Below are 19644 nucleotides of genomic sequence, written 5' to 3'. Positions count from 1 at the left end.
ACCGGAATCGGATCCGACCATGCCAGACCCCACGACCACCTCGACCTCCGCTCTGAGCCGTGCGACCGGGAGGTACGCGCGGGCGTTCGCCCTCCCGGGATCGCTCGCCTTCTCCTCGGCCGGCTGGCTCGGCCGCTTCCCCAAGGGCAGCCTCGCGATCGGGGTGCTCGTCCTCGTGTCGGCGCAGTCGGGCAGCTACGCGCTCGGCGGCGCGGTCTCCGGCGCGCTGACCCTCGCCCTCGCCGTGACCGGGCCGCTCTGGTCGCGGGTGATGGACCGCTGGGGGCAGCGGCGGGCGCTCGCCCTGTCGCTCCCGGTCCTCGTCGCCGCCTCGCTCGGGCTCGTCGCCGCCGTGCTGCTGGGCGCTCCTGTCTGGACCTGGTTCGCGCTCGGCATCCTCGCCGGTGCGGCCGTCCTCGACGTCGGCTCGGCCGTGCGCTCGCGCTGGAGCGCCGCGACGTCGGACCCGGGGCTCCGGCACACCGCGTACTCCGTCGAGTCGGTGGCGGACGAGGCGGCCTTCGTGGTCGCGCCGCCGATCGTCACCCTGCTGGCCTCGCTCGTGCACCCGGCGGCCGGCGTCCTGGTCGGCCTCGGGATCGGCGTGGCCGGCGGCGTCGCACTGCTCGTGCAGACGGGGACGCAGCCGGCGCTCGCTCCGGTGCGCTCGGCCGCGTCGCCCGCACGGGAGCGGCTGCCGCTCGGCCTCGTCGGCATCGTCGCGGTCTTCGCGACCATCGGCGGGGTCTTCGGCTCGTTCAACGTCGCGGCGATCGCGACCGCGGAGGCGTCCGGGGCGGGAGCCGCCTCGGGGCTGCTGCTCTCGGCGTACAGCATCGGCAGCGTGCTGACCGGAGTGGTCGTGGGTGCCGCGCGCCTGCCCGGCGGTCCGCGCTCGAGGTTCCTGGTGGCGGGCGCCGTCTTCGGAGTGGTCGTGCCGGTGGTCGTGCTGGCCGGCTCGCTGCCCGCGCTGATCGCGCTGGCGTTCATCGCCGGCCTCGCGACGTCGCCGCTGCTGATCACCGGCTCGAGCCTCGTCGAGTCGATCGCCCCGCGCAGCCGCCTCACCGAGGCCCTCGCCTGGCCGCCGACCGGCATCGCCCTCGGCGCCACCGCCGGCTCCACCCTGAGCGGCCTGGCCGTCGAGGCCCTCGGCCCGCAGTCCGGCTTCCTGGTCACCGCCGCCGCTGCGGCGCTGGGCGCCCTGCTGACCCTCGCGACGGTCCTGCTCCTCCGCCGCCGCGCCGCGCCTGCGGACGCCGGCTCGTCTCGCTGACCGAGCGGCACGCCCGAGGAGCCCGCAGAGCGGGCGCCCACCTGCTGATCGATCCGCCCGCGGAGCGGGTCCCTTTCCTGCTGATCAATTGGCCCGCGCAGCGGGTCCCTTTCATGCGGATCGAGCGGCCCGCGAAGCGGATCCCTTGCATGCTGATCGAGTAGCCCTCGCAGAGGGCGTATCGAGATCCACCCACCGAACGACGGCGGGTCTCGATACGCCCCTCCGGGCCTACTCGACCAGCATGCGGCGGGGGTGGCAACCCTGCACCGCCTCGGCCTGATCGTCGTCCGGTCGCGGTGATCGCAAGGCGGAGGAGGGAGGCGTAGCGGAGCTACGGCGACCGACGACAACGCCGCGAGCGCCACGGCCGGACGGCGATCAGTCGGCGCCGAGGATGACGATCGCTGCCGTAGGGGGCAGCGCGTCCTCGTGGTAGCGCTCGATCTCGGGGATCGCGGCGGGGTCGGCCTGCTCGAGGAAGCCGGTGAGACGGGCGACCTCGTCGGTCTCACCGATCGACTCGGCGGCGCGGCGGAGCGCGTAGAGCGCGAGGAGGAAGCCGCGGTTGGGGCCGTGGCGCCACGGGATCGGGCCCTGGCCGCGCCAGCCGGCGGTGCGGAGCAGGTCGAGGCCACGGTGGTAGCCGACGCGCGCGTAGGCGTAGGACGGCAGCGCGGCGTCGATCCCCCAGACGCTGTCCGCGAGGAGGGCCCAGGCCAGCGGCGAGCGCGGGTGGGCGGCCGCGAGCGCGGCGAACTCGACGGCTCCCGGGTTCGCGTGCTTGGCGAGGGCCGCGGTGATCGCGGGCTCGTCCGGGAGGAGGGTCGGTTCGGGGCCCAGCAGGTTCTCGCCATTCATGTCCTCAGGGTAACCCGCTCCCGCTGTGCCGCTCCGGGGCAGCCCGTCGACTCCCCCGTCCGGGCTGCGCCGATAGCATCGACCCCATGGCGACGAAGCGCAGCGAGGTCGAGGCCTGGCTCACGGACATGGACGGCGTGCTGGTGCACGAGAACCAGGCGCTCCCCGGCGCGCCCGAGCTCATCCAGGAGTGGACGGACGCGGGCACCCCGTTCCTGGTGCTCACCAACAACTCGATCTTCACCCCGCGCGATCTCGCGGCCAGGCTGCGGGCGTCGGGGCTGCACGTCCCGGAGGAGCGGATCTGGACGAGCGCCCTCGCGACCGCCGACTTCTGCGCCTCGCAGATGCCGGGCGGCAGCGCCTTCGTGATCGGCGAGGCCGGCATCACCACGGCCCTGCACGAGGCCGGCTTCATCATGACCGAGACAGCGCCCGACTACGTCGTCGTCGGCGAGACCCGCAACTACAGCTTCGAGGCGATCACGAAGGCGATCCGCCTGATCGTCGGCGGCGCCCGCTTCATCGTGACCAACCCCGACGCGACCGGCCCGAGCGCCGAGGGCGTCATGCCCGCGACGGGCGCGATCGCCGCCCTGATCACGAAGGCCACCGGCAAGGACCCGTACGTGGTCGGCAAGCCGAACCCGATGATGTTCCGCTCGGCGATGAACAAGATCGGCGCGCACAGCGAGAACACCGGCATGATCGGCGACCGGATGGACACCGACATCGTCGCCGGCATCGAGGCCGGCCTGCACACCGTCCTCGTCCTCACCGGCATCAGCGACCGCGCCGAGATGGACCGCTACCCGTTCCGCCCCGACGAGGTGCTGACCGGCGTGCACGAGCTGCTCTCCACCGACCCGTACGAGACCGAGTTCCCGCCCGACGACCAGATCCTCTGACCGCCGCCCCGGCCCCGTCGCTCCTCCCACCCGAACTGCCCACACTCCAGAAGCTGCGGTAGTCGCACGCGAGTACCGCAACTTCTGCGGACCCGCCGGGGACCACCCGGGAGACGGCACTCCCACTCCTCAAAAGTTGCGGGAGCGACGCGCGAATACCGCAACTTCTGCGTACTCGCGGCGCAGCAGTCGGCGGGCCCCGCTGCCACTCCTCCGAAGTTGCGGTAGTCGAGCGCGAGTACCGCAACTTTTGGAGTGTGGGAGGGGGAGGGGGGCGCCCGGCTGGTCAGAAGCGGACGTGCTGGAGGATCCAGGCGTGCATCGCGACGGCGGCGGCGGCCGAGGCGTTGATCGAGCGGGTCGAGCCGAACTGCGAGATCTCGAGCACGGCGACGGAGGCGGCGATCGCCTCCTCCGAGAGGCCCGGCCCCTCCTGCCCGAACAGCAGCACGCAGCGCTCCGGCAGCGCGAATGTCTCGATCGGCACGCAGCCGGGCACGTTGTCGATCGCGAGCAAGGGCACGTCCTCCGCCGCGGCCCAGCGGGCGAGGTCGGCGACGGTCTCGTGGTGCTGCACGTGCTGGTAGCGGTCGGTGACCATCGCGCCACGCTTGTTCCAGCGCCGGCGGCCGACGATGTGCACGCTCTCGGCGCCGAACGCATTGGCGCTGCGCACGATCGAGCCGATGTTCATGTCGTGCTGCCAGTTCTCGATGGCGACGTGGAAGGGGTGCCGCGTCGCGTCGAGCTCGGCGACGATCGCGTCCATCCGCCAGTAGCGGAAGCGGTCGATCACGTTGCGGGAGTCGCCGCGCTCGAGCAGCTCGGGGTCGAGGCGGTCGTCGTCGGGCCGCGGACCGACCCACGGCCCCACGCCGTTCGTCGTCGCCTCGGGGGAGGCGGAGGGCCCGGCCTCGTCCACGTCGCGCGCCGCCCGGCCTAGGCCGACGGGGTGCCGTCGACCGAGCCGAGCATGTCGCCGCCGCCGGCGCGGTCGACGAAGCAGTAGTAGCTGCGCTCGCCGGCGTCCCACTGCTCCTGGGTCACCGGGAAGGAGGCGGACACCTGCACGTCGCCGTACGCCTCGGCACCGGCGATGTCGACGACGCCCTGCGCCTGGCAGAGCGAGGAGACCGAGACGGCGAGCGCGTCCTGGCCCGGGAAGGTCGCGTCGGTCAGCTCACCGGTCGCGACCATCTCGCCGGTGTGGGCGGTGGCGCAGTCGACGACCGTGAACTGCTCGGCCCAGACCGTGTCGAACGGCTGCAGGCACTCGCCGCCCAGCAGCGCGGTCCAGGCGTAGCTGCCGGCCGGCAGCGGGCCGACGATGGGCAGGGCGGCGGTGGGCGCGCTGGTGGGCGTCGCACTCGGCTCGGACGGAGCGGCGGTCGTCGCGGCCGGGGCCGGCGCCGCCTCCTGATCGCCGTTCGAGCCGACGGCGATCCCGATGGCGAGGATCGCGCCGAGCAGGAGCACGACGCCGACGGCGATCAGGCCGATCAGCAGGCGCCGACGGCTGCGGGCGCGGTCGGGGCCGGGCGCGCCGACGCTCGTGACGGAGGGGACGGGAGCGGGGGTCGGCGACGTCGCGGGCTTCTCGGCACGGGGCCTCTCGCCACGGGGCTTCTCGGCGCGGGGCCTCTCGCTGCGGGGCTTGCGGGTCGAGCGCTTGGCGGCGTTGACGTGCGCGCGGGCAGGAGTGCTGAACGGCGCGACGGCCGGGGCGGCGGGCTCGTCCTCGCCGGACGTCCCCTCGGCACCGGTGGTCGGCTCGGCGGTCGGCTCTCCGGAGGCGGTGCCGTCGTCGTCCGGCTCGAGGTTCCAGGCGTAGGCGCCGGCGGTCTCGCGCCAGAGCTCCTCGTCGCCGCCGTCGTCCTCGGGCTCGTCGCGCGGGGCGACGACGTCCTCCCACACCGGCGGTGCGTCCCAGCCGCCGCGGGGGTCGGGCCACTGGTACACGGTGGGCGCCGCGGGCTCGCGCGGCTCGGGCTCGGTCGCACCCTCGGGCCGGTCGCGGCGAGCCTCGGAGCGGCGCCCTCGCTCGCGGAGCGCCGGAGGCGCGGTCGGCAGATCGTCGATCGGGGGTGTCGCGGGCAGGACGGGCGCGGCGGGCGCGGGCTCGGCCGGCGCGACGGGCGACTCCGGCGCGGGAGCCGTGACGGGACCCGGGGCGGCCGGCGACTGCGGAACCACCGGGCCGAGCGGGAAGCGCGGAGAGGGCGTGACCGCTCGCTCGGGAGCGGACTCCGAGGCGGTCGAGTCGTCCGCTGCCGGCCTCGACCGGGGCGCGGTGAAGGCGGCCCAGATGTCGCGGCGCGCGGAGGCGGCGTCGGCCTCGGGATCGGTCGCGGGTTCCACGGGCTGAGCGTCGTCCTCCGTGAGCCCCGCGTCCGTGCTCAGCGGTGCTGGCGCGGAGTCCGGCCGGACGACGGTCTCAGGAGCGGAGCCCGGCTCGGTCTCGACGGGTCGCACGGCATCGACCGGCTGCTCGACGTCGGCCTGCTGCTCGGAATCGACGCGCTGCTCGGGCTCGACGGGTCGCTCGACCTCGACGGGACGCTCGACCTCGACGGACTGCTCGGCCTGCTCGGCGTCGACGGGGCGCTCGGCAGCTGCGACCTGCTCGGTCTCGCCGGCCTGCTCAGGCCGGTCGGCCCGCTCGGTCTCGTCGAGCGGCTCGGTCTCGTCGGCCTGCTCGGTGCCGACGGGCGGTTCGGAACCGGCGCGGCGCTCGACGTCCACCGACTGCTCGACGACGGCCTGCTCGACCTCGACGGCCTGCTCGGCGTCGAGGGGGCGCTCGTCCTCGGCGGCCTGCTCGGCCTCGGTCGGGTCCTGCGTCTCCGCGGGCTGCTCCTCCTCGGCGGGCGCGGCCTCAGTCGCGGCTTCGCTCGCGGGTGCCGCCTCGGGCGCAGGGGTGCGCGGGGCGTCGAAGATGCTCTTCAGGCGGCCGCCGCTCAGCTGCTCGAGGAGCCACTCGCTGCCGCCGGCGCGGCGCTCGGGCTGCTCGTCACGCCCGCCGTCGGGCTGGTCGCCGCGCTCGCGGCCGTCGTCGTCCACCATCAGCTCAGCCCGAGGTCGGCCAGCCCGATCGCGGCGAAGTAGGGGTAGCCGGCGCCCTCGATGATCTCGCGGGCCCCGGTCGCGCGGTCGACGACGACGGCGACTCCGGCGATCTCGGCGCCGACCTTCAGCAGGGCCTCGATCGCGGCGAGCGGGGAGCCGCCGGTGGTGGAGGTGTCCTCGACGACGACGACGCGCTTGCCTGCGAGGTCCGGGCCCTCGACCTGGCGGCCGCGGCCGTGGTCCTTGGGCGCCTTGCGCACGACGAAGGCGTCGTACTCGAGTCCGCGGAGGACGCCGCGGTGCAGGATCGCGGATGCGATCGGGTCGGCGCCCATCGTCAGACCGCCGACGGCGTCGACGCGCTCGATCGGGGCGATCAGGTCGAGCATCACGTCGCCGATGAGCGGCGCGACCCGGTGGTCGAGGCTGACGCGGCGCAGGTCGACGTAGTAGCTCGCCTTCTTGCCGCTCGTCAGGGTGAAGTCCCCGTGGAAGACGGCGTCGGAGCCGATGTACTCGATGAGCTGCTGGCGTGCGTCGGTCACGCGCCTACTCTACGGGGCACGCCTACGGCGCGGACTCGGCCCCGCCCGCGCGCGTCGCACCGGCCTTCTCGCCCTGTCCCTCCTCGGCTCCCCCGCGGAACTGGGTCATGTAGAGGTCGTAGTACGCGCCGCGGCGCTGGAGCAGCGCCTCGTGAGCACCCTGCTCGACGATGCGGCCGGCCTCCATCACCAGGATCGTGTCGGCGTCCCGGATCGTGGAGAGGCGGTGCGCGATGACGAACGAGGTGCGGTCGGTGCGCAGCGCCGCCATCGCGTGCTGGACGAGCAGCTCGGTGCGGGTGTCGACCGAGGAGGTCGCCTCGTCGAGGATGAGCAGCGACGGGTTGGCGAGGAACGCGCGGGCGATCGTGATCAGCTGGCGCTCACCGGCCGAGACGCTGCCGCCCTCGGCGTCGAGCACCGTGTCGTAGCCGTCGGGGAGCTGCTGCACGAAGCGGTCGACCATCGTCGCCCGCGCGGCGTCGACGATCTCCTCGTCGGTCGCGTCGAGGCGGCCGTAGCGGATGTTCTCGCGGATCGTGCCCTGGAACAGCCAGGCGTCCTGGAGCACCATGCCGACCCGCGAGCGCAGGTCGCCGCGGCCGATCCGGGTGATGTCGACGCCGTCGAGCAGGATCCGCCCGCCCGTGAGCTCGTAGAAGCGCATCACCAGGTTGACCAGCGTGGTCTTGCCGGCGCCGGTCGGACCGACGATCGCGACCGTCTGGCCCGGCTGGGCCGAGAAGGTCAGTCCCTCGATCAGCGGCTGCTCCGGGTCGTAGGAGAAGGAGACGTCCTGGAACTCGACGTGGCCGTCGGTGCGCTCGGGCAGCGAGTCGACCGCGGTCTCCGGCTCCTGCTCGTCCGCGTCGAGCAGCTCGAAGGTGCGCTCGGCCGAGGCGACGCCCGACTGCAGCATGTTCGCCATGCTCGCGAGCTGGGTCACCGGCTGGGTGAACTCACGCGAGTACTGGATGAACGCGGTCGCGTCGCCGAGGGTCAGCTGGCCCGAGGCGACCCGCAGTCCGCCGACCACCGCGATCAGCACGTAGGAGAGGTAGGACACGAAGGTCATCGCCGGCATGATCATGCCCGAGACGAACTGGGCGCCGAACGAGGCCGAGTACAGCGCGTCGTTCCGGCGGTCGAACTCCTCGAGCATCTCGCGGTCGCGGCCGAAGGTGCGCACGATCTCGAGGCCGGAGAAGGTCTCCTCGATGTGGCCGTTCAGCGCGCCGGTGTTCTTCCACTGCGCGGCGAAGAGCTTCTGCGAGCGGGCGCCGATGACGCCGGCGATCACGGCGGACAGCGGGATCGAGACCAGGGCGATCAGCGCGAGCTGCCAGGAGACGATGAACATCATCACGGCGATGCCGATGATGGTGAGCACCGACTGGACGAGCTGCGAGAAGGCCTGCTGCAGCGCGGTCTGGATGTTGTCCACGTCGTTGGTCACCCGCGACATCACGTCGCCGCGCTGCCGGGTGTCGAAGAAGCGCAGCGGGAGGCGGTTGATCTTCGCCTCGATGTCCTGGCGCAGGCCGAAGACGACCCGCATCACGAGGCCGTTGAGGATGTAGCCCTGGGCCCACATCAGCACCGACGCGACGACGTACATCAGCAGCACGATGATGATCAGTCGCCCGAGCACGGTGAAGTCGATGCCCTCGCCGGGCACGATCGCGGTCTTGGAGAGCATGTCGGCGAAGGTGCCGTTGCCCTCGGCCCGCTGCTGCGCGATGATCTGCTCGAGCGGGACGCCGGCCGGCAGCTGCGAGCCGATCACGCCGTTGAAGATGGTGTCCATCGCCTGGCCGAGGATCTTCGGCGCGATGACGGTGAGCACGACCGACGCGGACACGAGCGCGACGACGAGGATCATCCGGGCGCGCTCGGGCCCGAGCAGGCTGAACAACCGCTTGGCGGAGGGCCAGAAGTTCTGCGCCTTCCGGGCGGGCGGGCCGTCGCCGAACATGCCGCCGTCGCCCTCGCCGGGCTCGAACTCGGGCTCGAGCTCGGAGGTCTCGGCGACCGGCGCCGCCTGGGTCTCGGTGTCGCGTGCGCGGGCCATCTCAGGCCACCCCTTCCACGCTCAGCTGGGATTCGACGATCTCGCGGTAGGTCGCGTTCGTCTCGACGAGCTCGTCGTGCGTGCCGCGGCCGACGATGCGGCCCGCGTCGAGCACGACGATCTGGTCGGCGTTCCGGATGGTCGACACGCGCTGGGCGACGATGATCACGGTCGCGTCGGTGGTCGCCTCGGCGAGGGACTCCCGCAGGCGCGCATCGGTCGCGACGTCGAGCGCCGAGAAGGAGTCGTCGAAGAGGTAGACGCGCGGCTTCGCGACGAGCGCCCGAGCGATGCAGAGCCGCTGCCGCTGCCCGCCGGAGACGTTGGTGCCACCCTGCGAGACCGGCTCGTCGAGCCCGCGCTCCTTCGCGCGGACGAAGTCCTCGCCCTGGGCGATGCGCAGCGCCTCCCAGAGCTCGGCGTCCGTCGCATCGGGCCGGCCGAAGCGGAGGTTGGAGGCGATGGTGCCCGAGAACAGGTACGGCCGCTGCGGGACGAGCCCGACGACCTTCGCGAGCTGCGCGCGGTCGAGTGAGGAGACGGGCACGCCGTCGATGGCGACCGAGCCCTCCTGCGGGTCGAACAGCCGCGGCACGAGGCCGAGCAGGGTCGTCTTGCCCGCGCCGGTCGAGCCGACGATCGCGGTCGTCCGGCCGGGCTCGGCGACGAGGTCGAGCTGCGAGAGCACGGGGCGCTCGGCGCCGGGGTAGCCGAAGACCACGCCGGAGAACTCGACGCGGCCGACGGTCGGCGCCTCGACGCCGCCGGTCGGCGTGGTGAGGCTGGTCCGGGTGTCGAGGACCTCCTGGATGCGCTCGGAGCAGACCACGGCGCGCGGGATCATCATCACCATGAAGACGCCCATCATCACGGCGGTGAGGATCTGCAGCAGGTACTGGAGGAACGCGGTCAGCGAGCCGATCTGCATCTGACCCGCGTCGACCCGGTGCCCGCCAAACCAGAGCACGGCGGCCGTGGCGAGGTGCAGGATCATCATGATCGCCGGGAACATCAGCACGAAGATGTTGCCGACCTTGATCGACACCTCGGTGATCGCCTCGTTCGAGCGGCGGTAGCGCTCGGACTCGAACGGCTCGCGGACGAAGGCGCGGACCACGCGGATGCCGGTGATCTGCTCGCGCAGCACCCCGTTGATCCCGTCGATGCGGTCCTGCATCAGGCGGAACAGCGGCAGCAGCAGGAAGACCAGGACGCCGACGACGACGAAGAGCACGGGCACCGAGACCCAGACGAGCCAGGAGAGCCCGGCGTCCTCGCGCAGGGCGAAGACGATCCCGCCGATGCACATGATCGGCGTCGAGACCATGAAGTTGAGCGTCATCAGCACGAGCATCTGCACCTGCTGCACGTCGTTCGTGCCGCGGGTGATCAGGGTGGCGGTGCCGAAGCGGCCGACCTCGAGCCCGCTCAGCGAGTCGACCCGGCGGTAGACGTCGCGGCGCAGGTCGCGGCCGACGGCCATCGCGGTGCGCGCACCGAAGTAGACGCCGCCGATCGCCGCGGCGACCTGGACCAGGCAGACCATGAGCATCGTCATGCCGGTGGCCCAGATGAAGTCGGTGTCCCCCTGGCCGATGCCCTGGTCGATGATCTCGGCGTTGAGGCTCGGCAGGTAGAGCGCCGCGAGGGTCGCGATCAGCTGGAGCACCACGACCGCCGCGATCGACCGGGAGTAGGGCTTCGCGTACGAGGACGCGAGACGGAGCAGGATCATGGGTCCTCCGGTCGAGGCGGGGTGGGAGAGGGCGGCCGGGTCCGCGAGAGGCGGATCGGCCGAGCACGGGGACGGCCGGAGCTTCGGGGCTCGGGCCGAGCGGCGCGGAGGAGCGGCCGCTTCAGGGACGGCGCAAGACAACCATCGACCACCGACACCGGTTCCGCAATCGGTCGGCAGGAGGAGACCGCGCGCCCGGCCCCCGTGCGGGGAAGCTGTCGGCGGCGGCTCCTAGACTTCCGGAATGCGCATCGCCACCTGGAACGTGAACTCCATCCGGGCCCGCACCGGCCGCGTCGTCGACTGGCTCGTGCGCGAGGACGTCGACGTGCTGGCCATGCAGGAGCTCAAGTGCAAGCCCGAGCAGTTCCCGCACGAGGCCTTCGCCCAGGCGGGCTACCACGTCGAGATGGTCGGCCTCAGCCAGTGGAACGGCGTCGGCATCGCCTCCCGCCTGCCGATGGAGGACGTCCAGGTCGGGTTCCCCGGGATGCCCGGCTTCGCCAAGGAGCCCGCGGCGGACGGCTCCTTCCCGCTCGAAGCGCGCGCGATCGGCGCGACCGTCGACGGCGTGCGGGTCTGGAGCCTCTACGTCCCCAACGGCCGCGCGGTCGGCGACCCGCACTGGCACTACAAGCTCGAGTGGTTCGCGGCCCTCGAGGCGAGCACCCGCGCCTGGCTCGCGGCCGAGCCCGACCTGCCGCTCGCGCTGGTCGGCGACTGGAACGTCGCCCCGCTCGACAGCGACGTCGGCGACCCGACGCTCGGCCCCGGCTCCACCCACGTCTCCCCCGAGGAGCGCGCGGCCTTCGAGGCCTTCACCGCCGCCGGCCTGCACGACGTCGTGCGCCCGCTCGTCCCCGAGGGCTACACCTACTGGGACTACAAGCAGCTGCGCTTCCCGCGCAACGAGGGCCTGCGGATCGACTTCGTGCTCGGCTCGCGCGCCTTCGGCGACCTGGTGACCGGCGCCTCGATCCACCGGAACGAGCGCAAGGGCGACGCCCCGAGCGACCACGTGCCGGTCGTGGTCGATCTCGACCTCGACACCTCGCTCGACGACGACCGCCCGATGATCTTCTGACCGTGGCCTCCTCGAAGAAGAAGCGCGCCCGGGCCGAGCAGCCCTCGAGCGCCCAGCGCCCCTCGGCCCCGCGGCGCCCCTCCACGGCGGAGCGCGCCGCCGCGAGCCGCCCCGCCGTGGCCCGCGCGCACGACGAGTTCCGCACCGAGGCGTACCGCTCCGTCCGCGAGACCTTCGCCGCCGGGAAGCCGCTGCGCCGTCGCTGGGACCTGGTGCTCTCGGTCCTCGGCTGCCTCGCGCTCGGGCTGCTCTGCGTGGTGCTCGGCTACCTCGCCGCGATCCTCGCCGTCTTCCCCGGCCAGTGCGAGGGGCAGAACATCGCCTGCGACTACGACCGGATCGACTGGGGCGTCTCGCTCGCCCTGATCGGCCCGCCGATCCTGACGCTGATCGCCGTGGGCGTGACGATCATCCGCTACCTCGTCGGCCGCCGGGTGTTCTGGATCCCGATCGTCGCCTTCGTGCTCTGCGTCGGCACCGCGTTCCTCGCGTCCTGGCTCGTCACCAGCTCGATCCCCGGCTCCGCGCTGGCCTGAGCCGGCGCGGAGCCGCGGCCGGAGCGCCGGTCAGCCGGCGCAGGTCGGGTCGTCCGCGAGAGTGACCTCGGTCTTGTTGATCATCGGCGTGACCCGGACGGCCTGCTCGCCGAAGGTCGCGGCGGCGTCCGCGGCGGTGAAGCCGACCGTCACCGTCGTCGACTCGCCGGGAGCGAGCTGGACCGCCACGCGCGCGACCGGACGCCCGAGGTCCTCGGACGGCTCGAGGACACTGGCCGCGCCGCCGAGCGGGTCGGACCAGGAGGCCTGCGCCGACGAAGTCGTGGTGCCGGGAGGGCCGTAGACGTAGACGTTGGTGACGAAATCGCCGAGCGGGAAGCGGTTCCCGCCGTTCGCCGCCACGTACTTGGGCAGCGTGCGCGCGACCTTCTCGGAGATGGTGTTCGTCAGCGTGACCTGGGTGGAGAAGCTGGTGCCGCCGGCGGCGCAGCGGTTCGTGCTCGACTGGGTCACCGCGGTGTCGAGGTAGTAGTCCATCTTCGAGCCGATCGACGCGTCCTGGAAGAACACGCCGGTGGTCGAGGTGTCGTCGTTGTCCGTCGGCAGGACGCCCGCGATCGGGGTCGGCGCGAGCAGCGCCTGCTCGTCCGGGTCGGTGCTGTAGGCGAGGATCCGGCTCTCGCCGACGGCCTTCACCACGGCGGGGAGCATCTTCGACGGCTCCATGTCGCCGCCGAGGATCTTGCCGAGGACGGTGGCGCTGGCCTCGGAGAAGAACGCGTCGGTCGCGTCGGCGACGGTCGCGTCCGAGTAGCGGAAGTAGACCTTGTTGAGCAGCGTCGAGACGGTGTTCTCGCTGGTCAGCTCGGTGCCGTCGGAGAGCGTCACCGGCCCGGTCGAGGCGAGCAGGTACTGCAGCGCCATGGGATCGATCGCGAGCACGCCGTCGATCTTCTGCTCCGGGAACTTCTGCGCCCAGAACTGCGTCGCGATCGAGGACGCGGTCGGGAAGTCGGGGCGGCTGGTGGACACGTTGAACGTGGTCGCGAGGTTGCCGCCGAAGGTGTCCAGCGCACTCTGGTCGACCGTGACCGACTGCAGCCCGCGGAAGTCCTGGCTCGACTGCTGCGTGCCGACCGTGATCGCGCCGCCGTCGACGTTCAGCTGCATCACCGAGGAGGCGCCGCCGCCCAGGGCCTGCGCCTCGGCGAGGTTCTGGAAGAGCACGAGGTAGCTGCGCGGTCCGCTGGCGCCGAGGGCGTCCGGGAGGATCGCGGTGATCGGCTGGACCTGGTCCATCGCGCTGGTCGCCGTCTCGAGCTGCGGGGCGAACGCGTCGAGCGCGGAGGCGACCTGCGGCACGAGCGCGCCCCGGTCGATCCCCTCGACGCGGGCCTGTGCCTCGTCGACGACGCCCTTGGCGACGGTGATCTTGTCGGAGAGCGCCGTGATCGCGGCGATGTCGACCTTGCCGTCGACCGGCTTGAGGACGTCGAGCGAGGTGGAGGAGAGCGGGGTGACGATCTTGCCCGAGACGTCGTCCGCGATCTCGGTCGCGGCGCGCACGGCGGAGAGGTTCGGGCCGAGGAAGGGCACGATCTCCATCACCCGCCACACCGGGTCGTCGGTCTCGTCGCGCGCCTCGCCGGTGAGCGTGGCGATCTGGCCGGCGGTCGACTCCGCGCCCGCCGTGTCGAAGCCGGTGAGCTGGTCGGCGACCTGCGAGACCAGCGGGATGGCGGAGGTGAGCTTGGCGCGCACCGTCATCGCCTTCTCGTAGGTCTGCACCGCGAGGAAGGCGGCGACGACCGCGCCGATCACGAGGACCAGCAGGACGGTCAGGGTGATCCAGAGGCCCCGTCGGCTGCGGCGAGGGGTGCCGGAGGCGCGGCGAGAGGAGGTCGTCGTGGTGCTCATTCGAGAGAGCCTAAGCGAAGCCCGCCCGCGGACGGCGGTCGATCCGCGCCGTCGTCAACCCAGGAGGAGGGACACGGCGATGAGCACGGGCACCGCCGTGACGGTGGTCACCAGGGCCGTGTCGCGCGCCACGGCGACGCCGCGGTCGTAGCGGGAGGCGAAGTTGAAGATGTTCTGCGCGGTCGGCAGCGCCGCCGTCACGGTCACCGCGAAGAGGTGCTCGGCGTCGAGCGCGAAGGCGAAGCGGCCGAGCAGATAGGCGGTCGCGGGCATCACCAGGGTCTTGAGCAGCGAGGCGACGGCGACCTCGATCCGCCCGGGCCCCGGCTCCAGCGGCCGCTGCCCGCGCAGCGACATCCCGAACGCCATCAGCACCAGCGGGATCGAGGCGTTGCCGATGATCGAGAACGGCTCGAGCAGCGGCGCCGGGAGCTGCACTCCCGTGACCGAGACGACGAGGCCGAGCGCCGAGGCGATGATCATCGGGTTCCGCAGCGGCTGGGTGAGGATGCCTGTGACGGAGGCGCGCCCGCTCGTCGAGACGTCGAGCACGGTGAGGATCGTCGGCGCGAGCAGCAGCAGCTGGAGGAGCAGGGTCGGCGCGACCCACTGCGGGTCGCCGAGCACGTAGATCGCGACCGGCAGGCCGATGTTGTTGGCGTTCACGTAGGAGGAGGCTGCGGTGCCGATCACCGTCTCCGGCACCGGCCGGCGGAAGAACAGCCGCGACGCGACCAGATAGAGGACCGCCACGATCGCGACCGTGATCAGCGACACCAGGAGGAAGGAGGAGAACAGCACCGAGACGTCGGCGCGGGCGAGCACCGTGAACAGCAGCGCCGGCGTGGTGACGAAGAAGGCGATGCGGGTGAGGACGGCGCGGCCCTCGGGCGGCACCAGGCCGAACCGGGCGATCAGGTAGCCGACCGCGATGACCGTCCCGATGATCGCGAACCCGGTGAGCACTCCCTCCACGGCGTCCTCCGTCTCGTCGGCGGAGCCGGGCGGCTCGCGGGCTGGGATCGTCGGCGCGGGTCGGCGCGCCGCGTCCAGCCTAGGAGGCGCCGCCCGTTGCCCCGTCGCGGGGCCGGGCCTACGGTGGGCGCATGCCGCATCTCGAGGTCCCCGGAGCGACCCTGCACTGGGAGTCGGACGGCCCCGCCTCCGCCCCCGCCCTCCTGCTCGTGCACGCGGGCATCACCGACCTGCGGATGTGGGACCCGGTCGTCCCCGCGCTCGCGGAGGACCACCTCGTCATCCGCTACGACACCCGCGGCTTCGGCGAGACCCGGACGGACGACGTCGAGTTCGACCCGCGGCAGGACGCCCTCGACGTGCTCGAGCACCTCGGCGTCGAGCGCGCGACGGTGATCGGCTGCTCGCGCGGCGGCTCGCTCGTCCTCGACCTCACGCTCGAGCACCCCGACCGCGTCACCGGCCTGGTGCTGATCGCCCCCGGCGTCGGCGGCTTCCCGTACCCGGACCTCACCGAGGAGGAGGACCGCCGCTTCGACGAGATCGACGCGGTGCTGACCGCCGGCGACCACGAGCGCGTCGCGCGGATGGAGGCGGAGCTGTGGGCGTTCGGCCCCGACCGCGATCCCGCCTCGCTGGACCCCGCGTTCGTCGAGACCGTGCGAGAGCTCGCCCGCGGCCGCGCCGGCCACGAGGGCGAGAAGCCGCGGCCGACCGCGATCGAGCCGCCCGCCTACGACCGCGTCGTCGACATCGCCGTGCCGACGCTGGCGATGGTCGGCGCCCACGACGTCTCCGAGTCCCTCCCCGTGCACGCCTTCCTCTCGGCGACCGTGCCCGGCGCCGACGCCCACGTCTTCGAGGACGCGGCCCACCTCCCCAGCGTCGAGCGACCCGAAGAGTTCCTCGCCGTGCTGCGCCCGTGGCTGGCGTCCCACGGCCTCTGACACGAGGCCGCCAGCGATCCGCCCCGGCGGACGCACCCACGACGGCGCACACTCATGCTGGTCGAGTAGCCCCGCAGGGGCATATCGAGACCCACCGACTTCAGCAGGCCGGCTCGGCAGACTCGACGTCTGACGCTGGTGGATCTCGATACGCCCGCTGCGCGGGCTACTCGATCAGCATGATCGGCTCAGCGCGGCAAGCATGCGTGAACGTTTCCGCACCCTTGCTGGTCGAGGAGCCCGCAAGGAACTGGCGGGACAGCGCGCCAACATGCTGGTCGAGTAGCGCGCAGCGCGTATCGAGACCCCACCCCCTGCAGAAGGTGGCGCACCCGCGACGCCGTCAGCGGTTCTTGAAGTAGCGGAACAGGTGCCTCTCGCGGGTCGTCAGCACGCCGAGGACGACGCCCGTCGCCGCGGACAGCACGGCGACGGCCGGCGTCCGGAGGCCCTGGATCAGGGTCGCCGCCGCGTCGACGGGCGGACCGGTGCTCGAGAAGAACAGGGCGACGGCGAGGCCCGCCGAGCCGACCGGGATCAGCCACGCGAGCGACTCCAGCAGCAGGACCGCCAGCAGCTCGACCCGGTGGACCCGCGAGTGCAGGGCCGAGGCGAGCTCGACCCGGCGCAGGGCCGTCACCGCCCAGCACGCCGCGAGCACGAGCAGTCCCGCGAGCGGCCCGGCGGCGAGCGTCACCCGGTCCGCGTTGCGAGCCCCGCCGTCGAAGGCCGCACCGAGGCGCGAGTTCAGCGGTGCGAGCACCGGCGCCGGATCCTCGGGGGCGCTCTCGCCGAGCAGCACGGTCGTCAGGAGGAGGGCCCGGACGCTCTCGCTCTGGGGCCAGGCGTCGATCCAGCACTCGTCGAAGGGCCGCTCGCCGGCCGGAGCACCCGCCAGGGCCGCGTAGCCGAAGCCGCGGCGCCGCCCGTCGTCCGGATAGTCGTAGCCTCCGCGGATGGCGACCGAGCCGCCGCCGGCGAGCGCGAGGTCGCCGCCGCGCCCGACGGCGTCCGCGGCCTCGGGTCCGAGGACCACGCCGGTCCCGGGCACCGCCGCGGCTCGGAGGATCTCGGGGACGCCCGCGGTGACCTCGAAGAGCGGGATCGGCGAGCGGGGCAGCACGGCCGTGACGAGATCGGGCGTGGCGGCGCGGACCGCTCCGGCCGCCCGCACCGTCGCCGAGCCGGCGAGCGCCGCGCACGCCTCCCCGTCGATCCGACCCGGCGCGGCGAGCGTCTGCACGGAGGCGCCGGCCCGCTGGTACGCCTCCGCCTCCCGCACGTGCTGCCGCGTCACCGCGAGGTCCGCGATCTGGATCGGCAGAGCGACGAGGAGGACGCACGCGCAGAGCAGCAGCGCACGCGAGGTGCCGGTCGAGACGTTGCGCCAGGCCTCGCGGACCAGGCTCGAGAATCTCACTCCCCGCCTCCGGAGTGCGCGGCGAGGTCCAGCGCCGTCGTGCAGGAGTCGCGCGTGCCGTGATCGTGCGTCGCGACGACGAGGGCGCAGTCGGGCGTCGCGGCTTCGGCGATCGCCCGGTTCACGGTCTGCGCCGTCCGCTGGTCGAGCTGGGCGGTCGGCTCGTCGATGAGGAGGAGGGTAGGCTGCGCCGCGAGGGCCCTGGCCAGCATCAGCCGCTGGGCCTCGCCGCCCGAGAGCTCGCGGAAGGCGCGGTCGGCCACGTGCCCGAGCTCGAACCGGTCGAGGAGAGCGGCCGCGAGACGATCGGCTTCCGCACCGGAGACCCCTCCGGCGAGGAACGGCAGGGCGACGTGATCGAGCGCCGACCGCCGGGCGACGCCGTGCGGGTTCTGGAACACCCAGCCGATCCGCTCGTGGGGAACCCGATCGACGCCGCCCTCGGTCGGCTCCACCCAGCCGGCGAGGAGCGCGAGCAGCGTGCTCTTGCCGGACCCCGACGGACCGACGACCGCGCAGGTCTCGCCGACCCGGAAGTCCGCACTGAGCCCGCGGAAGAGCCAGGGGCCGCGCTCGAAGCGGTGCCCGAGCCCGTGCACCCTCACCCGCAGCTCCGCGCTCCGGGCAGGACCGCGACCGAGGCCGGCTCCTCCCCGTCGGGGAAGACGACCGCCGAGCGGCCCAGCTCCGAGGAGACGACCTCGACGCGGGCCGGGGAGCCGTCCGCCAGGACGCAACCGTGCTCGCCCTCGAGCGCGAAGAGGGCGGACGGTGGCACCACTCCGACTCGGACGGGGTTCGCGAGCACGTACTCCGCGCGGACGGTCGTCGTGCCCTCGGTCGCGAGCGCCGACCGGGCGGACTCCGTGGCCGCGAACGATCGCAGATCGGCCTCGGCGGTGACCGCGCCCTCCGGAGAGAGCGACAGCACCGCGTCGTCCACGAGCAGCCGCCGCTCGCCCGGCAGGACGTCCGCCGGGACGGAGGGGAGACGCAGCGCCGCGATCCCACCGGCGACGACGGCGACGGCACTCCCCCGCTCGACCGGGCCGCCCACCGAGAGCCCGCAGGAGGCCGTGGTGACCGTCGGTCGTGGGATCCAGAGCAGCCGTGACCGCGGGATCGCCGCGAGCTGCTCGTCCTCCCCCGACGCCTCCTCGAGGAGGTGCTCGATCGCGCGGATCGAACCGTCACCGAGGACCCCGTCGGCGACCAGCGGGGAGCCGAGGCGGACGAGCTCCTCCTGCAGAGCGCGCACGTCGGGACCCCTGTCGCCCTTCACGAGGTCGCGCCAGAGCGGCGTCGCCGTCGCGAGGGACAGCACGGGCGCGCCGTCGACCGCGAGGGACGACGTGCCCGAGGAGAGCACTCCGCCCGCGCGGCAGGACGAGGCCGTCAACAGCCCCTCCGTCGCGGACACGAGGGACACGTCCGGTGCCCGCTCGAACCCGGCCTCGACCTGGCGCGGATCGGCGAACTCCTCGAACGGGACGGGCACCGTCTCCGGACCGGACGAGTCCGCCAGGCTCGCGGGAACCGTCGGCGTCACCAGGAGCAGCGCCGCCCCCGCGCCACCCGAGGCGAGGAGCACCGCGACGACGACGCCGAGCGAGACGCGGGCGGCCCGCGACGGCCTCACGTCCGGACCGGTTCAGCCATCGACGAGCCCCAGCGGATCGCCGGCGCACTCCTCGTACTCGCCCTTGCGATCGGCCGGGATCGAGACGGGCAGCGAGGACACCGCGTTCTCGCGGGTCCAGTCCTCAGCGGTGTAGCCGGCGTCGACGAGGCCCTTCCGGTGCAGGCAGTCGACCATGATCGACGCCTCGTCCACGTTCTCCGGATTCCGGGTGATCCACGTGTACAGGGCGCCGATGGTCCGCTCGCCCGACTCGACTCCGCAGTCGTCGGTGACCTGCCGAGACGTGTCGGGATCGACGGGCGAGAGTGGCGTGGCGGAGTAGGAGCCGTCGCGTCCGAAACCGGAGAAGTCGAACCCCGCGGCCTCGAGGCAGCCCGAGAAGCGGCCGGTCATCTCCGAGTACTCCTGGTCGGTGATCTCGCCGTCAGCGAGAACGCCACGCTCGAAGTCCGACGCGGCGTCGTCGAAGTGCGAGCGGAACTCCGCCGCCCAGGGGCCGGAGAACGCTGGTCCGTCGACCGGCCTCGCCTCCTCGACTCGTGTGTCCGCGCACCCGGCGAGGAGCCCCGACACAGCGAGAACGAGCGCAGCAGCAGCTCGCGCGCGGGCGCCCGGGGAGATGCTCCTGACCATCCGGGGATGGTAGCTCCGCGGCGACCGACGGGGCGCGATGGCGCGGAGCGTCGCATCGCACCCGATG

17 protein-coding genes are annotated in these 19644 nt (G+C 73.0%); 5 read left to right on the top strand and 12 right to left on the bottom strand.

Going from position 1 to position 19644, the window contains the following annotated elements:
* Positions 1 to 19 precede the first annotated feature (19 nt).
* On the top strand, positions 20 to 1276 hold the full coding sequence (locus EDF36_RS19335) for an MFS transporter (protein ID WP_123734263.1): 1257 nt from the start codon (positions 20 to 22) through the stop codon (positions 1274 to 1276).
* Positions 1277 to 1657: 381 nt separating this feature from the next.
* Here EDF36_RS19335 and EDF36_RS19330 read toward each other — a convergent pair whose 3' ends face one another.
* A complete protein-coding gene (locus tag EDF36_RS19330) occupies positions 1658 to 2137 on the bottom strand; it encodes a DUF3151 domain-containing protein (RefSeq protein ID WP_123706013.1) in 480 nt (159 codons plus the stop codon).
* A gap of 86 nt (positions 2138 to 2223) precedes the next feature.
* On the opposite strand from EDF36_RS19330, the gene EDF36_RS19325 reads away from it, so the two are divergent.
* Complete coding sequence (locus EDF36_RS19325; protein WP_123447131.1) at positions 2224 to 3045, top strand: HAD-IIA family hydrolase; 822 nt, start codon at positions 2224 to 2226, stop codon at positions 3043 to 3045.
* Between the two features lie 286 nt (positions 3046 to 3331).
* On the opposite strand, the gene EDF36_RS19320 is transcribed toward EDF36_RS19325, so the two are convergent.
* From EDF36_RS19320 to EDF36_RS19300, 5 genes are read right to left on the bottom strand one after another with little or no spacing between them, the layout of a single operon-like run.
* A complete protein-coding gene (locus EDF36_RS19320) occupies positions 3332 to 3967 on the bottom strand; it encodes a TrmH family RNA methyltransferase (RefSeq protein WP_123734262.1) in 636 nt (211 codons plus the stop codon).
* Positions 3968 to 3984: 17 nt separating this feature from the next.
* The gene (locus tag EDF36_RS19315) at positions 3985 to 6108 is read right to left on the bottom strand and encodes a septum formation family protein (protein ID WP_148060106.1); all 2124 of its coding nucleotides are present in this window, start codon (positions 6106 to 6108) and stop codon (positions 3985 to 3987) included.
* Positions 6108 to 6656: an orotate phosphoribosyltransferase gene (gene pyrE, locus EDF36_RS19310; RefSeq protein ID WP_123447133.1), complete on the bottom strand. Its 549-nt coding sequence runs from the start codon at positions 6654 to 6656 to the stop codon at positions 6108 to 6110. Before pyrE ends, EDF36_RS19315 begins: the two co-directional genes overlap by 1 nt.
* Before the next feature lie 22 nt (positions 6657 to 6678).
* The gene (locus EDF36_RS19305; RefSeq protein ID WP_123734260.1) at positions 6679 to 8727 is read right to left on the bottom strand and encodes an ABC transporter ATP-binding protein; all 2049 of its coding nucleotides are present in this window, start codon (positions 8725 to 8727) and stop codon (positions 6679 to 6681) included.
* A gap of 1 nt (position 8728) precedes the next feature.
* Positions 8729 to 10462, bottom strand: a complete 1734-nt coding sequence (locus EDF36_RS19300; protein WP_123706016.1) for an ABC transporter ATP-binding protein — start codon at positions 10460 to 10462, stop codon at positions 8729 to 8731.
* 244 nt (positions 10463 to 10706) lie between these two features.
* On the opposite strand from EDF36_RS19300, the gene EDF36_RS19295 reads away from it, so the two are divergent.
* Both EDF36_RS19295 and EDF36_RS19290 read left to right on the top strand, forming a co-directional pair.
* Entirely contained in the window at positions 10707 to 11546 is an 840-nt protein-coding gene (locus EDF36_RS19295; protein ID WP_123706017.1) for an exodeoxyribonuclease III, read from the top strand.
* 2 nt (positions 11547 to 11548) lie between these two features.
* Entirely contained in the window at positions 11549 to 12082 is a 534-nt protein-coding gene (locus tag EDF36_RS19290) for a DUF6264 family protein (RefSeq protein WP_123734259.1), read from the top strand.
* Between the two features lie 30 nt (positions 12083 to 12112).
* Here EDF36_RS19290 and EDF36_RS19285 read toward each other — a convergent pair whose 3' ends face one another.
* Both EDF36_RS19285 and EDF36_RS19280 read right to left on the bottom strand, forming a co-directional pair.
* Entirely contained in the window at positions 12113 to 13960 is a 1848-nt protein-coding gene (locus EDF36_RS19285; RefSeq protein WP_123734258.1) for a DUF4012 domain-containing protein, read from the bottom strand.
* A 54-nt stretch (positions 13961 to 14014) separates the two neighbouring features.
* Positions 14015 to 14935: an AEC family transporter gene (locus EDF36_RS19280; protein WP_123447139.1), complete on the bottom strand. Its 921-nt coding sequence runs from the start codon at positions 14933 to 14935 to the stop codon at positions 14015 to 14017.
* A gap of 131 nt (positions 14936 to 15066) precedes the next feature.
* Here EDF36_RS19280 and EDF36_RS19275 point away from each other — a divergent pair, with 131 nt between their 5' ends.
* Positions 15067 to 15882 carry an alpha/beta fold hydrolase gene (locus tag EDF36_RS19275; RefSeq protein ID WP_123734257.1) on the top strand — a complete coding sequence of 272 codons (816 nt, stop codon included), beginning with the start codon at positions 15067 to 15069 and terminating at the stop codon, positions 15880 to 15882.
* Between the two features lie 343 nt (positions 15883 to 16225).
* Here EDF36_RS19275 and EDF36_RS19270 read toward each other — a convergent pair whose 3' ends face one another.
* The 4 genes from EDF36_RS19270 to EDF36_RS19255 are packed head-to-tail and all read right to left on the bottom strand — an operon-like array spanning position 16226 to position 19577.
* Entirely contained in the window at positions 16226 to 17302 is a 1077-nt protein-coding gene (locus EDF36_RS19270) for a hypothetical protein (protein ID WP_123734256.1), read from the bottom strand.
* The gene (locus EDF36_RS19265) at positions 17299 to 17907 is read right to left on the bottom strand and encodes an ABC transporter ATP-binding protein (protein ID WP_260300811.1); all 609 of its coding nucleotides are present in this window, start codon (positions 17905 to 17907) and stop codon (positions 17299 to 17301) included. The genes EDF36_RS19270 and EDF36_RS19265 overlap by 4 nt, the downstream gene beginning before the upstream one ends.
* Positions 17904 to 18941 (bottom strand): peptidoglycan-binding protein, encoded by a 1038-nt coding sequence (locus EDF36_RS19260; protein WP_123734255.1) that lies wholly within the window; start codon positions 18939 to 18941, stop codon positions 17904 to 17906. Before EDF36_RS19260 ends, EDF36_RS19265 begins: the two co-directional genes overlap by 4 nt.
* A gap of 12 nt (positions 18942 to 18953) precedes the next feature.
* Complete coding sequence (locus EDF36_RS19255; RefSeq protein WP_148060105.1) at positions 18954 to 19577, bottom strand: hypothetical protein; 624 nt, start codon at positions 19575 to 19577, stop codon at positions 18954 to 18956.
* Positions 19578 to 19644 lie beyond the last annotated feature (67 nt).

Origin of the sequence: Rathayibacter sp. PhB152 (assembly GCF_003751395.1) — a bacterium.
In the GTDB taxonomy this organism is placed as follows: Bacteria; Actinomycetota; Actinomycetes; order Actinomycetales; family Microbacteriaceae; genus Rathayibacter; species Rathayibacter festucae.
Note: the sequence above shows the minus strand (reverse complement) of the source record. Positions and strands in the feature narration are given on the sequence as shown.